General features: G+C 62.3%; 8 protein-coding genes and 1 pseudogene. 6 read left to right on the forward strand and 3 right to left on the reverse strand.

Annotated features, from left to right (window positions below; translation table 11 throughout):
- The first annotated feature begins 158 nt into the window (after positions 1–158).
- The 3 genes and pseudogenes from V1280_RS36330 to V1280_RS36340 all read left to right on the forward strand — a co-directional run bounded on the left by V1280_RS36330 (position 159) and on the right by V1280_RS36340 (position 5378).
- Positions 159–1322 (forward strand): efflux RND transporter periplasmic adaptor subunit, encoded by a 1164-nt coding sequence (locus tag V1280_RS36330; protein ID WP_334535443.1) that lies wholly within the window; start codon positions 159–161, stop codon positions 1320–1322.
- A 19-nt stretch (positions 1323–1341) separates the two neighbouring features.
- A pseudogene (locus V1280_RS36335) lies at positions 1342–4538 on the forward strand (efflux RND transporter permease subunit).
- 240 nt (positions 4539–4778) lie between these two features.
- Positions 4779–5378 carry a LabA-like NYN domain-containing protein gene (locus V1280_RS36340; RefSeq protein WP_334538496.1) on the forward strand — a complete coding sequence of 200 codons (600 nt, stop codon included), beginning with the start codon at positions 4779–4781 and terminating at the stop codon, positions 5376–5378.
- Between the two features lie 338 nt (positions 5379–5716).
- On the opposite strand, the gene V1280_RS36345 is transcribed toward V1280_RS36340, so the two are convergent.
- Both V1280_RS36345 and V1280_RS36350 read right to left on the reverse strand, forming a co-directional pair.
- Positions 5717–6910, reverse strand: a complete 1194-nt coding sequence (locus V1280_RS36345) for an ATP-binding protein (RefSeq protein ID WP_334535444.1) — start codon at positions 6908–6910, stop codon at positions 5717–5719.
- 144 nt (positions 6911–7054) lie between these two features.
- On the reverse strand, positions 7055–7711 hold the full coding sequence (locus V1280_RS36350; protein ID WP_334535445.1) for a response regulator transcription factor: 657 nt from the start codon (positions 7709–7711) through the stop codon (positions 7055–7057).
- Positions 7712–7959: 248 nt separating this feature from the next.
- On the opposite strand from V1280_RS36350, the gene V1280_RS36355 reads away from it, so the two are divergent.
- Complete coding sequence (locus tag V1280_RS36355; protein ID WP_334535446.1) at positions 7960–9198, forward strand: efflux RND transporter periplasmic adaptor subunit; 1239 nt, start codon at positions 7960–7962, stop codon at positions 9196–9198.
- 11 nt (positions 9199–9209) lie between these two features.
- On the forward strand, positions 9210–12317 hold the full coding sequence (locus V1280_RS36360) for an efflux RND transporter permease subunit (protein ID WP_334535447.1): 3108 nt from the start codon (positions 9210–9212) through the stop codon (positions 12315–12317).
- A gap of 691 nt (positions 12318–13008) precedes the next feature.
- Here the strand turns inward: V1280_RS36360 and V1280_RS36365 are convergent.
- Positions 13009–13971, reverse strand: a complete 963-nt coding sequence (locus V1280_RS36365; RefSeq protein ID WP_334535448.1) for a LysR family transcriptional regulator — start codon at positions 13969–13971, stop codon at positions 13009–13011.
- Positions 13972–14075: 104 nt separating this feature from the next.
- On the opposite strand from V1280_RS36365, the gene V1280_RS36370 reads away from it, so the two are divergent.
- Entirely contained in the window at positions 14076–15392 is a 1317-nt protein-coding gene (locus V1280_RS36370) for a (Fe-S)-binding protein (protein WP_334535449.1), read from the forward strand.
- The last annotated feature ends 19 nt before the right edge of the window (positions 15393–15411 follow it).

Consider the following 15411-nt stretch of genomic DNA (forward strand, 5'->3'; position numbering starts at 1 on the left):
GAACAAAGCAAAACCCATCCTACGCGTCTACGTCTGGTCGCGGCGTGGCTCAGTCCTTTCGACGAAAGTGCATCGGCTTAAAAAGCTTTCTCTTGCCTAATATTGAAGTTGAAGCTAACTTCAATATTGAGAAGTCGCTGCCAGTCAAGAGGACACTCGTGCCGTACCGCCATTACTCGCTCCCGTCACTGCGTGCGGGCCTTTCCGCCATTGCCATGGTGGTCATGGCCACCGCCATCGCTGCTTGCAGCAACAGCCAGGCGGAAGCCCCGCCTCCGCCGCCCGAGGTCGATGCCGCCCAGATCGTGACCAAATCCGTACGCCAGTGGGACGAATTCACCGGGCGGATCGCGGCCATCGGCGCGGTCGACATACGTCCGCGCGTCAGCGGCTATATCGACCGCATCGCCTTCAAGGAGGGCGACATGATCAAGGCGGGCGACCTTCTGTTCGTGATCGATCCGCGTCCCTACCGCGCCAGCTATGACGCCGCGGTGGCCCAGCTCGAACGCGCCCGCGCATCGACGCAGCTCGCGGAGGCGCAGAACAAGCGCGCGGAATCGCTGATCAAGACCGGCGCGATCTCGATCGACACCTACGACACACGGAGCGCAGCACTGGGACAGACCAACGCCGACGTGCATGCAGCCGAAGCGGCGCTGTCCACCGCCAAGCTCAACCTCGACTTCACCGAGGTGCGATCGCCGATTGCCGGCAGAGTCAGCCGCGCGCTGCTGACGCTCGGCAACCTCGTCCAGGCCGACCAGACCGTGCTCACGAGCGTCGTGTCGCAGAACCCAGTCCATGTCTATTTCCAGCCGGACGAGCAGTCCTTCCTGCGCTATCGCGAACTCGCCCGTAAGGGCGAACGCGCCAACTCGGACAACCCGGTGCGGGTGGGCCTCGCCAGCGAAACCGGTTTTCCGCATTCGGGCACGGTGAATTTCGTCAACAACCAGGTCGATGCGGCGACCGGTACGATCAACGTGCGCGCGACGGTGCCGAACCCTGACGGCGTGTTCGTGCCCGGCCTCTATGCGCGCGTGCAGCTCGAAGGGCGCGCCGAATACATCGCGATGCTGATCGACGACAAGGCCATCATGACCGATCAGGATCGCAAATACGTCTATGTCCTTGGAACGGAAGACAAGGCCAAGCGCAAGGACATCATGCTTGGCAGCGTTCATGACGGTTTGCGGGTGGTGCAGTCAGGCCTCGATGCGAACGACAAGGTCATTGTTGCCGGTCTCCAGAAGATCTTCGCACCGGACACCAAGGTCAAACCCAACCTAGTTGCGATGAGCATCCGGCCCCAGTCGTAACCCGTAAGGAGACGCATCCGTGCACCTCTCAAGGTTTTTCATCGATCGCCCGATCTTCGCGGCGGTACTGTCGATCGTGATCTTCGTCGCCGGTGCGATCGCGATCCCGCTTTTGCCGATCAGCGAATATCCCGACGTCGTTCCGCCCACCGTCGTCGTGCAGGCGACCTATCCGGGCGCCAACCCGAAGGTTATCGCTGAGACCGTGTCGTCTCCGCTGGAGGAGCAGATCAACGGCGTCGAGAACATGATGTACATGAAGTCGGTAGCGGGGTCAGACGGCGTGCTGCAGATGACGATCACCTTCGCCCCCGGCACCGATCCGAACAAAGCGCAGGTGGACGTGCAGAACCGCGTTTCCCAGGCGCTGTCGCGCCTGCCGTCGGAAGTAGTCAGCCTCGGGGTGACCACGCAGAAGCAGTCGCCGGCTTTCCTCACGTTGATCACGCTGATTTCGGACACCAAGTATGACCCGCTTTACCTGCGCAACTACGCCAATATCCGGGTCAAGGATCAGCTCGCGCGCATTCCCGGCGTCGGCCAGATACGGCTGTTCGGTGGCGGCGACTATGCGATGCGCATCTGGCTCAATCCGGACAATATCGCTTCGCGCAACATGACCGCGGGCGATGTGGTGCGCGCCATCCAGGAGCAGAACATCCAGGTCTCGGCCGGCCAGCTCGGCGCCGAACCGATCAAAGGCGGCAGCGATTTCCTGATTGCGATCAACGCGCAGGGCCGCCTGCGCACGGCGCAAGAATTCGGCGATGTCGTGCTGAAAACCGGATCGAACGGCGAGGTCGTGCGGCTTTCGGACGTTGCGCGCATCGAGCTCGGCGCGAGCGACTACACCCTCCGTGGCCAGCTCGACAATTTCAACACGTCGATCATCGGTGTATTCCAGGCGCCCGGCGCCAACGCGCTGGCGACACGGGACGCGGTCATCGCAAAGATGGACGAACTCACCAAGCAGTTCCCACCCGGCGTGAGCTACCGATCGGATTATGATGCCACGATCTTCGTACGAGAATCGATCGCGGCTGTCGTTCACACGCTGTTCGAGGCGATCGCGCTGGTCGTGCTGGTAGTCGTCCTGTTCTTGCAAACCTGGCGCGCCTCGATCATTCCATTGATCGCGGTGCCGGTGTCGGTCGTCGGCACTTTCGCAGTGCTCTATCTACTTGGCTTTTCTATTAATACGCTCTCGCTGTTCGGGCTGGTGCTCGCGATCGGCATCGTGGTCGATGACGCGATTGTGGTGGTCGAGAATGTCGAGCGCAATATCGAGGGAGGTCTCTCGCCGCTTGAGGCCGCGCACCAGGCGATGACCGAAGTATCCGGGCCAATCGTCGCGATCGCGCTCGTACTGTGTGCGGTGTTCGTGCCGATGGCGTTCCTGACCGGCGTCACCGGCACCTTCTACAAGCAGTTCGCAGTGACCATCGCGATCTCGACCGTGATCTCGGCGATCAATTCGCTAACCTTGTCGCCAGCGCTCGCCGCCAAATTGCTGCATTCGCACGATGCGCCGAGGGATATGCTTTCGCGCCTCATCGACCGCCTGCTCGGCTGGTTGTTCCGGCCGTTCAACAGCTTCTTCAGAGCGAGCTCGGATCGGTACGAGGGCGCCGTTTCGCGCACGCTCGGTCGACGCGGTGTGGTGTTCATCGTCTATGTGGTGCTGTTGGCCGGCACCGGGCTGATGTTCAATGCCGTGCCACGGGGCTTCATTCCGACCCAGGACAAGCTCTATCTGATCGCCGGCGTGAAGCTGCCCGAGGGTTCCTCGCTGGAGCGCTCCGATGCCGTGCTGCAAAAGATGAAGGACATCGCGCTCGGCACGGAGGGCGTTGCCCACGTGATCGGCCTGACCGGTTTCAACCCAACACAGCAAACCAATACGCCGAATTATGCCGTCGCCTTTCCGATCTTGAAGCCGTTCAACGAACGCCACCGCAGCGCCAAGGAGATCGCCGCCGACATCCAGGCCAAGATCGCCCAGATCAAGGAAGGCTTTGCCTTCGTGCTGAACCCGCCGCCGGTCCTCGGCCTCGGCCAAGGCGCGGGCTATTCGCTGTTCGTCGAAGACCGTGCGGGCGCGGGCTTCGGCGCGCTCCAGCAAGCGGCCAACGCCCTGCAATCTGCGGCGGTGAAGACGCCAGGCATGGGCTTTCCCTTCGTTGGCTACCAGTCCAACGTGCCACAACTCGATATCCAGGTTGATCGCGTCAAGGCCAAGGCGCAGGGCGTGGCGCTGACCAACCTATTCGAGACACTCCAGGTCTATCTCGGCTCGTCCTATGTCAACGACTTCAACCTGTTCGGCCGCACTTGGCGCGTCTATGCGCAAGCCGACGGCGACTTCCGCAAGCGCGTGGAGGACATTGCAAACCTGAAGACGCGTAACGACAAGGGCGAGATGGTCCCGATCGGCTCGATGGTGAAGATCAGTCAGACCTACGGCCCAGATCCGGTGCTGCGCTACAACGGCTATCCGGCGGCCGATTTCATCGGCGAGGCCAATCCGGCCATGCTGTCCTCGGCGCAAGCGATGGGCACGATGGCCGAGCTTGCCCGGCGGGTGTTGCCCAACGGCATGACCATCGAGTGGAGTGACCTTAGCTTCCAGGAAGCTACCCAAGGCAATGCCGCGCTGCTGGTATTCCCCGTCTCGGTTCTGCTTGCTTTCCTGGTACTGGCGGCTCTCTATGAGAGCTGGGTACTCCCCCTCGCGGTGATCCTGATCGTTCCGATGTGCTTGCTCTCGGCCTTGGCCGGCGTGAAGCTCTACGGTAGCGACAACAACACCTTCGTCCAGGTCGGGCTCGTCGTGCTGATGGGCCTCGCTTGCAAGAACGCGATCCTGATCGTGGAATTTGCGCGTGAACTCGAATTCCAGGGCAAGGGCATCGTCGAGGCCGCGCTCGAAGCTTGCCGGCTGCGGCTGCGGCCCATCGTGATGACTTCAGTGGCCTTTATCGCCGGCACATCCGTGGTTCTCTCGATGGCGCTGGTTGCGCCGGCACGATTCCGTTGGTTCTCTCGCATGGCGCTGGTGCCGAGGTGCGCTCGGCGACCGGCGTTACCGTGTTCGCCGGCATGATCGGGGTTACCCTGTTTGGCCTTTTCCTGACGCCGGTGTTCTATGTTGGCCTGCGCAAGCTATCTGGCCGCAAGTTGATCCAGCACGGCAAGGCCAGTCTCTCGCACGGGTGAAGCCGACAAGCGCGTGGGCGGCCGTGAATATCGCAGTCGCTCCGATTAAGATGGAAGGTCTGCGGTTCATTAGTGAATTCTGCTCAGTGATGTACGAAATGGATTTGAGGTTTTCACACTGCTGCCCTCCGCCCAATGATGGAGGGCCGGCAAACCATGGGTTTCGTTCTCTCTCACTGATCCGGTCGAGATCTAAAGAAATTGGCCGATCTCGATAAAGGCCCACTGCAGGAATCCGCGATGTCACGTCCGCCCAAAAAACTCGCGTTGTTTATAGATGGCGCTAATCTCCATGCGACCGCCAAGGCGCTTGGTTTCGACATCGACTACAAGCGGCTGCTGAACGAATTCGAGAGTTGGGGGACGCTAGTCCGCGCCCATTACTATACGACGATTATCGAGGATCAGGAATTCTCATCAATACGTCCCCTTATCGATTGGTTGAACTACAACGGCTACAGTGTCGTTACGAAGCCGGCAAAAGAATTCATCGATGCAATGGGGCGCCGAAAGCAAAAAGGGGACATGGGGATAGAACTAGCCGTCCATGCGATGGAGCTGGCGGAGCATATCGACCAATTGGTCCTTTTCTCGGGGGACGGCGATTTCCGCATCTTGGCTGAAGCGGTGCAGCGTCGCGGCGTCCGCGTCACAGTAGTCTCAACACTTGCGAGCCAGTCCCCGATGGTTGCAGATGAGCTCCGCCGCCAGGCCGACGAGTTCATCGACATCGTCGAGCTGCAGCCCTTCATCGTCCGCGACCCTGCCGCACGCCCCGCGCGGCGCGACCAGCGCCAATACTCGCCGCAGCTTGCGCAGCGCGAGAGCTCAACGAATTAGCGTGAATTCCGAACGGAGAGCTGCTCAAGCATTCGAGAGCTTTGACTGACCGCGATCGATCCGAACGAGTTCTACCGCGACAGCATCACCGCCACGACGGTTTCTGACGGAGACATTGATGAATTTATTTCAGAAGCCGGCGTGCAAATATGAAATTTTCATTGGGGCGATTCGCAATGATTTTCCAGGCGGACGCCGAGGTCGCATGTCGCCGCGCATTATCTCTATGGCTGGGGTGAAGACGGTCGAGGCCCCAGCGCCCGGAAAGGAGCCGCGACGCCGCTAAGCCCGCTCGAGACTAGGAATCGCGGGCTATGAATACGAGGCCCGGAGAGACTTCAAGTCGGTTCAGGGAAAACGAGGCGAGCCTCGAAGCCGCTGCCACGGCCTATGACAGGGGAAATGAGCGTCAGGCTGCCACCAATCTGCTTCATGACGCTATCAACAATGGCGAGCCCGAGACCGCCGCCGGCGCCGATCGATGATCCGCGAACGAAAGGTTTCTTCAGAGCTTCGAGGGTCTCGGAGGAAATGACGGCGCCGCCATTGAGCAGCCGAATTTGTCGGCCGCGCTCGACAACGATCTCGATCGGCTCGTCGGACGCGCCGTAACGGATGGCATTCTCGATCAGGTTGCGGAGCGTGATGCCGAGAATGTCCAATTCCCCCTGCACGATGAATTCGTCCTGGCATTCCGCGGTGACGATCAGTCTGTCTCCCACGCCCTCGTGTCGGCGAAACTCATCGACCAGCACTTGCAGGACAGTCAATATATCGACGGGATCCTGCTGCATCCCGACTCCTGCGCCGGTCCGCGATAGTTGCAGCAGCTTCTCGGCAAGACTGCTTAGCCCTTTTATTTGGTTGACGATACGCACCGCACGTTCTGCGTGCTGCGTGCCGGCGAGTTGCGCCGAGAGTAATTGCATCTGCGCCAACACGGCAGCGATTGGCGTCCGCAGCTCGTGCGCGCTGTTCGCAGCGAACTGGCGTTCCGCCGCCAGCGCACGCCCCAGCCGCTCCAGCAGCCGATTCACGGCTGCAAGGATTGGAGCGAGTTCGGTCGGCAGGCCCATATCGGGGATCAGCGATAGATTGGAGCCGTCGCGATGACCGATCTCCCAGCGCAACCGGTCCAAGGAGCTCATACTCCGAAACACCGCCCAGCGGATCAAAAACCAGGACAATGGCAAGAACAGCAGCAGCGGTCCGACGGTGAGCCCGACGGCTCGCCATAGGGCTTCGGAGCGGTGCATCGCAGGCTCGGCGACCTCGATGAAGTAGCCGTCCGCAGCTGCGGGCTGAGCATAGACCCGGTAGCGCGGGGTGTCATGAAAGCCAGCCTGGCGCCGGACCTGAAACGGCGCCTCAGGCGCATTGTCGGAGCGCATGACGATTTCGCCGGTCGGACCGATGATCTGATACGCCAGGGCCTTGGGATCCAACGTCGTGACGAGTTGCCGAGCCATCTGCTGCATGGCCTGCGGCTGCCGCACGGCATCGTAGGTGGCCGGGAGCAGCCGCTGCGCCACTTCCTCGATCGCATCATCGAGCCGTTCATTGATCTCGAATACCGTGAGCATGCCTGCGGTGACGCTGCCCAGCAGCCACAGTCCCGCCATCGACGAGCACAACAGCCAAATCAGGCGCGTTACCAGACTCCTGCCTGCCACGTCTTAGTCTCCCAAGCGATAACCGAGACCGCGTATCGTGCGGATGAAATCCCGCCCGAGCTTGCGGCGAATGCGGCTGACATAGACCTCGATGGTGTTGCTTTCGATCTCCTCGCCGAATGCGTACAGCGCATCCTCGATTTGCTCTTTCGAGACCGTCGATTGCCGCCGTCGGCCCAGCACTTCGATGACGGCCCACTCCCGCGCGCTCAGTTCGACAGGTCGCCCGTCCAACCGCGCGACTTTCGATTCCCACTCCAGTTCCACCGGACCGACCTGAACGACCGGCACTGACTTGCCGAAATACCGGCGGCCGACGGCCTCCAGACGTGCATTCACTTCGTCGAGATCGAAAGGCTTGACGATGTAATCGTCGGCGCCCGCTTTAAGCCCCTCGATCCGGTCACTGACCAAATCGCGCGCGGTGAGGATGACGACCGGCAGCGCGTCACCGCGGCGGCGAAGCTTGCGCAGGAAATCCAGGCCGCGCCCGTCGGGCAGGTGCAGATCAAGCAGCAGTGCGTCATAGGAGACTGTACGCGCCGCGTGCTCCGCCGGCTCCAGCCGCTCGAACCAGTCGACGGCATGTCCCGCCGCACGAACATGCTCCTGCACAGCCGATCCGAGATGCGGCTCGTCCTCAATCAGCAAGACTCGCATGGTTCGCTCACGATGCTCATGAAAGGTAGTTGAAGGAGAAAGCTGAAGCCAACCTGAACGTCATGGAGATAGTCTTCAGGCCGGCGTCAGAAAAGCCCGCTAACGATCCCGGCCAACGGTTTTCTTCGGAGCGGAAAATGATGCACACAAGCCTATCACGCACAGCTCACGCTTTCGCGATCAATGGGTCGGAGGCCGGTCATGGGCCGTTGCCTCTTCGTCGGGTATTGCCGCTTACGAAGCGCCGATTGCTCCTCAGCGTCGCGACGGTCGCGATCGCCTTGACCGCAGGATTTGCGGTGGGCCGTTCGTTGCCGTCCGCCTCGACCGCGGCGCCCGTGAGTGCCCCGGCGGCGGTCGCCGCCGATCCGGAGCTGCCAGCCACAATTACTCTCTCCGAACCGAAGCTCGCGAACCTGCAATTGCAGATCGAGCAGGCGAAGTCCGGTCCGCTGGTTCGTGCCGTGTCGGCGACGGGTAGCGTCGGCTACGATCAGCTCCATCTTGCCCGCATCAGGCCCGTTGCGCGCGGCCGGATCGAAGCGCTCGACGTAAACGCCGGCGATCGGGTCGTAGCGGGTCAGCGGTTGGCGGTCCTCGACAATTTCGACCTCAGTGCCGCCCACAGCAGGGTTCTGAGCGCCGAGGCGGCGCTCAGTCAGGCACAAGCGCAACTCAGGGCCGCAAATGCTGCTTACGACCGCGCGACAAGCCTTATTCGCAACGACCTCGTGACGCAGGCCGAGGTCGAGGCTCGGCGCGCCACCGTTGCCACCATGGAAGCCGATCTCCGCACCAAGCAGGCCGTGTTGCAGCAGTACCAGGAGGAAGAGGCGCGGCTCTTGCCGATGCGGGCCGCCACCGCAGACGCAGACCCTTCCAGCGATCAGCCGAAGCTCGGCTCGCGGGGCGCCATTGTCGCGCCATTCGCCGGCGTGGTTGATTCGGTCTCTGTGGCGAAAGGGGAGATCATCGATCCGGCGGCGTCGATATTGACCGTGTCGGACCTCTCGACCGTCTGGGTCCAGGCCGACGTAGCGGAGAGGGATCTCGGCGCAGTCAAGGTGGGCGATGCGGTCGAGGTGAGAGTGCGTGCCTTTCCAGGTCGCGTTTTTACCGGCCGTGTCACCTACATCCCCGACCAGATCGAGACGACGACGGGGATGGCCAAGGTGCGCTGCGAGATCCCCAACCCGGACGGCGCGATGCGCGTCAATATGTTCGCCACCGTCAACATCCTCTCACCACAGGGCGGCAACGCTGTCTTGGTGCCGAGCGAAAGCCTGCAGGAAGTCAACGGGCAGAGCGTCGTGTTCATTCCGACAGGTGATCGCCAGTTCGCCTGGCGTGCGGTTCGCACCGGCCCGGTCGCAAACGGAAAGACCCAGATCACGAGCGGGCTTGCGGCTGGCACCGCAGTCGTCGGCGAGGGCAGCTATTGGCTCAAGGCGGCTCTGATGCAGTCCACCATTCCGGACCAGGGCTAGGAGACATCACCGTGATCAACAGGATCGTCGATGCCGCCCTCGGCAACCGTATGCTCGTCCTCATCCTCATCGCCGGGCTTGTCGCTGCTGGCCTCTTGAGCATGCAACGCCTGCCGTTCGATGCCGACCCGGACATCTCACCGCTGCAGGTGCTGGTGACGACCCAGGCACCGGGTTTGGCCCCGCCTGACGTGGAGCGTTCGATCACCTTGCCAATCGAGTTGGCCTTGCAGGGCCTCCCGGGCATGACGAGCTACCGGTCGATCTCGCGCTATGGGCTGTCCGTCATCTATGTGAAATTCGCCGACGGCGGCGACATCCTGACCGACCGCACGCTGGTTGCGCAGCGGCTGAGCCAGACAGCGCTGCCGCCAGAAGCCGGGACACCGCGGCTCGGGCCACTCTCCGACGGGCTCTCCGAGATTTACCAGTTCAGGGTCGAGGGCAAGAACTACTCGCTCATGCAGTTGCGCTCGATCCTGGATTGGCAGGTCTCACCGCAGCTCAAGCTGGTCCCGGGCATCACCGAGGTCAACGTCAACGGCGGCGAGCTCAAGACCTACGAGGTCCGAGTCTCCCAGAGCGCGTTGACGCGCTTTGGGATGTCCGTCGAGGAGGTCTACAACGCGGTGGCGCAGAACAACCGCGCGGCCGGCGGTGCGACGATCGCGCGCAACGGCGAGCAGGCTGTCATCCGCGGCGAAGGACTGCTGGAATCCATCGGCGACATCGGCAATATCGTCCTGCGCACCGCGGCCGGCGGTTCGCCGCTGTACATCAAGAACGTCGCCGAGGTGGTAGAGGCGCCGATGCCGCGGCTCGGTGCGGTGACGAGCCAAGGCGACGGCCAGGCCGTGGTGGGCGTCGCTCTGATGACGCTGGGCGAGAACACGCGCGTGGTCGCGCAGCGGCTAGGCGCCGCCGTTGAACAGATCAACAAGACTTTGCCGCCTGGTGTCAGCATCGTGCCCTACTACAATCGCGCCGATCTGATCGACCGCGTCCTGCAGACGGTGGCCCACAACCTGGCCGAAGGCGCTCTCCTGGTCATCACGGTCCTGTTGTTGTTGCTGGGCAATTTTCGCGCCGCCCTCATTGTGGCACTGGCCATCCCGCTCTCGATGCTGGCCGCCGTCACTGCGATGTACTTCACTGGGCTGTCGGGCAACCTGATGAGCCTCGGCGCCATCGATTTCGGCCTCCTGGTCGACGGCGCGGTGGTGATGATCGAAAACATCGTGCGCCGTCGTGCGGAGGCGCCATCTCTCCCGGCCGAGCAGGTGGTGCGCGAGGCCGCGCACGACGTGGCGCGCCCGGTCGCCTTTGCGGTCGCGATCATCACTCTGATCTATTTGCCGATCCTCAGCCTGCAGGGCGTCGAGGGCAAGATGTTTCGCCCGATGGCGCTCACCGTGATGTTCGCGCTGGCCGCGTCGCTGGCGCTGACGCTCACGCTGATGCCGGTGCTCGCTTCCTTCTTCTTGCGCAGGCCGGTCGCCGAGCGGGACAGTCGCATCATTGGCGTGGCTCGGAGCAGTTACGCGCCAGTGCTCGCGAAAACGATGCGCCATCCCGGAATCACCATTCTGGTGGCGACCGTGATGCTGGGCGGTGCGCTCTTGACCGGCTCCCGTCTTGGCGCAGAGTTCCTGCCGCGTTTGGAGGAGGGCGCTCTCACCGTAACGACCACCAAGCTGCCCGGCATCTCGCTCGAATCCGCGGTCGCCACTCAGACCATGGTGGAGAAGACGCTGAAGATATTCCCCGAGGTGCAGAGCGTGACCACGCTCGGTGGCAGTTCGGAGATCCCGACAGACCCGATGGGGGTCGAGCAAAGCGACACCTTCATCATTCTCAAGCCAAAATCGGAATGGCGCACCGCGCAGACCGAGGCCGGGCTGATCGAAGCGTACAAGGAGGCACTGGATCAGAGTGTGCCCGGCATTACGCAAAGCTGGGCGCAACCGATCGAGATGCGCATGGACGATCTCTTGCAGGGTGTGATGGCCGACCTCGCCATCGTCATCCACGGGACCGACACGGCAACACTCCGCGACCTCGCCGACCAGGTGGCGCGTGTGGTCTCGGCCGTTCCCGGCGCGGCCGACGTGCAGGCAAAACAGACGGTTGGTCAGCCGTATCTCCGCGTCATCGTGGATCGCGGCGAGATCGCGCGACGCGGGTTCAATGCGACCCAGGTGCTCGACCTCGTCGAAGCGCTGGGCGGGCGCACCGTCGGCACCATGAAGGACGGCGACGAGCGGTACAATATCCGCGTCCGGCTCGCTCCGCAGGACCGCGACAGCATCGACCATATCCGGGCGCTGCGCGTGAACAACGGCGCCGGGGTCTCTGCTGCCCTCGGCGATCTGGCCGATATCCGCTGGGAGCCCGGCCCCGCGCAGATCGAGCGCGAGGAAGGCAGGCGCATCATCAAGGTGCAGGCCAATGTACGCGCGCGACCGCTCGCCAGCTTCGTGACCGACGCGCAACAGGCGGTCGCGGCCCAAGTCCGCCTGCCGCCGGGCTATACGATCTCGTGGGGTGGCAGTTTCCAGGATCTGCAGCAGGGCATGGCGCGGTTGTCGACCGTCGTGCCCGTGGCGCTCGCCGTCATCTTCCTACTGCTCTATCTGATGTTCGGCAGCGCGCGGCTCGCGACGCTGATTTTCTTCAACGTGCCGTTTGCGGCCGTGGGCGGAATCTTCGCGCTCGCGCTGCGCGGCATGCCGTTCAGCATCTCGGCCGCGATCGGTTTCATCGCCTTGTTCGGAATCGCGATTTTAAACGGCGTCGTGATGGTCAGTTACATGGAGGAGCGGCGCAAGGAGGGACTCGCCGCCGCTGCGGCGGCCAGGCAGGCGGCCATGACGCGGCTACGCCCGGTGCTGATGACGGCGACCGTAGCCAGCCTCGGCTTCTTGCCGATGGCGGTTTCGATGAACTCCGGCGCCGAAGTGCAGCGCCCGCTCGCGACCGTGGTCATCGGAGGCCTGATCAGCGCGACGTTGCTCACCTTGCTGGTGCTCCCCGCCCTCTATTCCTGGTTCTGTCCGGCGCGGCCTTCCGTTCGCCCGGCTGCAGGTGACGCGCCCTATGCGCTCCAGCCTGCAGAGTGAACTTGCGACCAATCATAACGAGATCATGCCATGAAAAACTCTCTGACCTCACCGAGCGGGAAGTGATACGCGATGATACGAATTGTAACCTGGTTCACGTGGCTGCTGGTTTTCGGATGGGCGTGTGCGGCCCACGCCTCGCCGGTCCCGCCTGCCGACCCGGTGTGGAGCACAGATCGGATCGCCCGGCTGCCGCGCGAGGTCAGGGAACGTGTCCTGTCCGCGTGCGGACCGCAGGCGAGGGCAGGTCACTACTTCGCCACCTACGATCCCCACTCGGACGCCATCCATCTCGACTACTCGCTTCTGGAATGCCCCGACCTGTCGAGCTTCGGCGGCGGGATCAGCGGGCTCCACCAGACCTTCGTCAGACGCGCCGGAGGATACATCTCGTCTCACAGTCAAAGGGATGTTCGACGCACGGCCGCTGGCATCGGCTTTTCCCGCTCACCGCCTGATCAATGAGCGACACCGTGCATTCCAGAAGCACCCGCTTCACTGTGGTCGCAACGAACCCATGATGGGAAGGTTGGTCGAAGACCAGCGAGCGATCAGCCTTCACGCGCGGTTTGATGAGGTCTGAGTGTACGCAGACATCATGGGTCGTGATTTGCAATCAGTATTGATAGCGATTTTCGCGAACCCGCGACAAGCTTGCGACTTGTCCTCGTCGGCTCACGCGGTTGCCTCATCAACCGCGCAACGATCCCAGGATGACGGTGCGTGCCGATCGCAGGAACCTCTCAACCACTGGCGTCGGCAACCTGTGCCTCAGTCTTTGGATTACCACCGGAAGGCGCTGTGAACATTCGAGCGGTAGCGCGTGCAACCCCCAACGATCGGCGCCATGGCGAAAAGAGTATTCCGTCATAACGGTGACGTAGCCTCCGGTTCCGAGGAGTTGCAAGCGCAGTTGCATGGAATAGGTCGCTATCGCTGCATCCGGCACCGTCAGGCCACGCTGCCTGAATTCATCCTCCAGGATGGTGCGGGCAATGCTGTCGGTGGCCGCCAGGATCCAGGACTCTCCCGTCAAGTCCGTCCAGTCGACCCGGTCTCGCATTGCCAGAGGATGAGTTGAGCTCACTACGACCTTGAGCTTCTCCTCCATCAGGTGCTCGATGAGCAACTCGCTATCTATGTCCTCGCGTGAGCGCCGCCCCAGCAGAACGTCTACGCCGCGTTCCATGAGTTCACGGTATTCAGTCCCTGAAACGCGCATGCTGGTCTCGAAGACATGCACGGATATTCCGGGATAGCGGCTGCGCAAATGCGTGATAATGTCGGCCAGGAGGCCTCCGGCGATGAACGCCATGTCGGCACCGACGCGCACGATGCCACGGCCACCATCCGTCAGGAACGCGATGTCGCGCATGCCCAGGTCGAGGGTATCAAGCGCCTGACGCCCGCGGGCGACCATCGCTTCTCCCGCCACGGTGAGCACCACGCCGCGCGGGCCTCGATCGAGCAGACGAATGCCCGCGAAACGCTCCAAGTCGGCGATCGCCTGCGAGACGGCAGGCTGAGTGACCGACAGAAACGCCGCCGCCTTGGCCATGCTGCCGAGCTCGGCGACCACGGTCAGAGTGTGGAGATCACGAAGCTTCAGGGAACGCCCCAGCCGCATCCGCAATGCATCGTCTCGCGTAGACATAACGTTCTCTTATATCTCCATTCGCTCTTTGGCAATTCCGCAGACACGACGAGGCACTCCATGTTCGGCCCAATGGGTCGGCAGCCCGATGGAGTAACAGACCAATGGATTTCATCGAGGCTCTCGACACGCGCATGCAAGACGTGGCCTCCGCGTGTGTTGGCTGCGGCAAGTGTTTCGAAGTCTGCCCAATGAAGGGGTCTATCGGCCTCTCCGAGACCGATCCGAAGGACGTACTCGGCGGCATTATCGATCTGATACGCGGGGGCGATGGCAACGAAGCCGCGCAACGCTGGGCTGGCGCATGCTCAAGCAGCGCCTTCTGCCGCGACGCCTGTGACTACGGGGTGGACCCGCTCTTTCTTGTGAAAATGGCGAATTACGCGAATGTCCGTCGCCGTGACGGCGATGCCGTTCGGAAGAACGGAGCCGCTTCCTTCCGCACTGTCGCCAAGTCGCTGCGGATTCTGTCCAGGCTTCAAGTGGATCAGAACACAGTTGCCCGGCTTCAGCCGACGCCTAAGCCCGTCACGGACGAATGCAAGCCCGACATCGCATTCTATATTGGTTGCAATGTAGGGAAGACACCGCACATTGTCCTGTTGTGTGTCGAAATCCTGCAGGCGATGGGCTTGTCCTGCGAGATCCTTGGTGGTTCGAGCGCCTGCTGCGGCATCAACCAATTTCGAGCGGGTGATGGCGAAACCGCAGGGCGTGCCGGCCTGGCCGCACTGAGCCAAATCGAGGCCCAGCAGGCGACTACCAACCTGTCGTGGTGCCCGAGCTGCCAGTTACAGTTCGAGGACGTCATCTTGCCCGCGCACCGGCTCATGACGGGGCGCGTTGATGCCGGCCTGACTCCGTTCTTCGTTTTTCTCGAGCGCAATCTCGACAAGCTGAGGCCACTCTTCAAGCACGACATCCGCAAGCGGGTCGCCATCAACGAGCGACCCGGAACACCCGATGTCTTGCGCGCAGTCGAGCGGTTGCTGAGCGAGATTTCAGGCATCGAGCTCGTGCACCTCGACGTGCCGCGGGCTGGACTGATGTCCACCTATCTGAACGTCACTCCGAAGTTCAAGGAAAGCCTGCGTGCGGAGGAATTCGAGGCGGCGGCGCGCGCGGGCATCACCACTCTCGCAACCATTTTTCACGGATGCCATCGGGAGCTCTGCAAGTTCGAGAACGATGTTTCCTTCGAAATCGTCAATGTGGTCGAGATCATCGGCGAATGCATCGGCATCCGCGTGGAAGATACCTACAAGAAGCTGGCGCTCGCAGCGTCCGTAGATGAGGCGCTGCAGAACAGTGCGCCGCTCTTGGCCGAACACGGCCTCAATGCCGATGAAGCCCGGGACGCCCTCATTGCCGACCTGCTCGGGGCAAAGGTGCTCCAAGGAGCGATCCGGGAAATTGCCTAACACCCAAACAGCAGGTCAA

It is taken from the genome of Bradyrhizobium sp. AZCC 2230, from assembly GCF_036924495.1.
Classification (GTDB): domain Bacteria; phylum Pseudomonadota; class Alphaproteobacteria; order Rhizobiales; family Xanthobacteraceae; genus Bradyrhizobium; species Bradyrhizobium rifense.

Excerpts from the sequence above, each read along its gene's own strand:
- V1280_RS36365 (WP_334535448.1), bottom strand. The coding sequence starts at position 13,971 with ATGTCTACGCGAGACGATGCATTGCGGATGCGGCTGGGGCGTTCCCTG.
- V1280_RS36340 (WP_334538496.1), top strand. The coding sequence starts at position 4,779 with ATGTCACGTCCGCCCAAAAAACTCGCGTTGTTTATAGATGGCGCTAAT.
- V1280_RS36350 (WP_334535445.1), bottom strand. The coding sequence starts at position 7,711 with ATGCGAGTCTTGCTGATTGAGGACGAGCCGCATCTCGGATCGGCTGTG.
- V1280_RS36370 (WP_334535449.1), top strand. The coding sequence starts at position 14,076 with ATGGATTTCATCGAGGCTCTCGACACGCGCATGCAAGACGTGGCCTCC.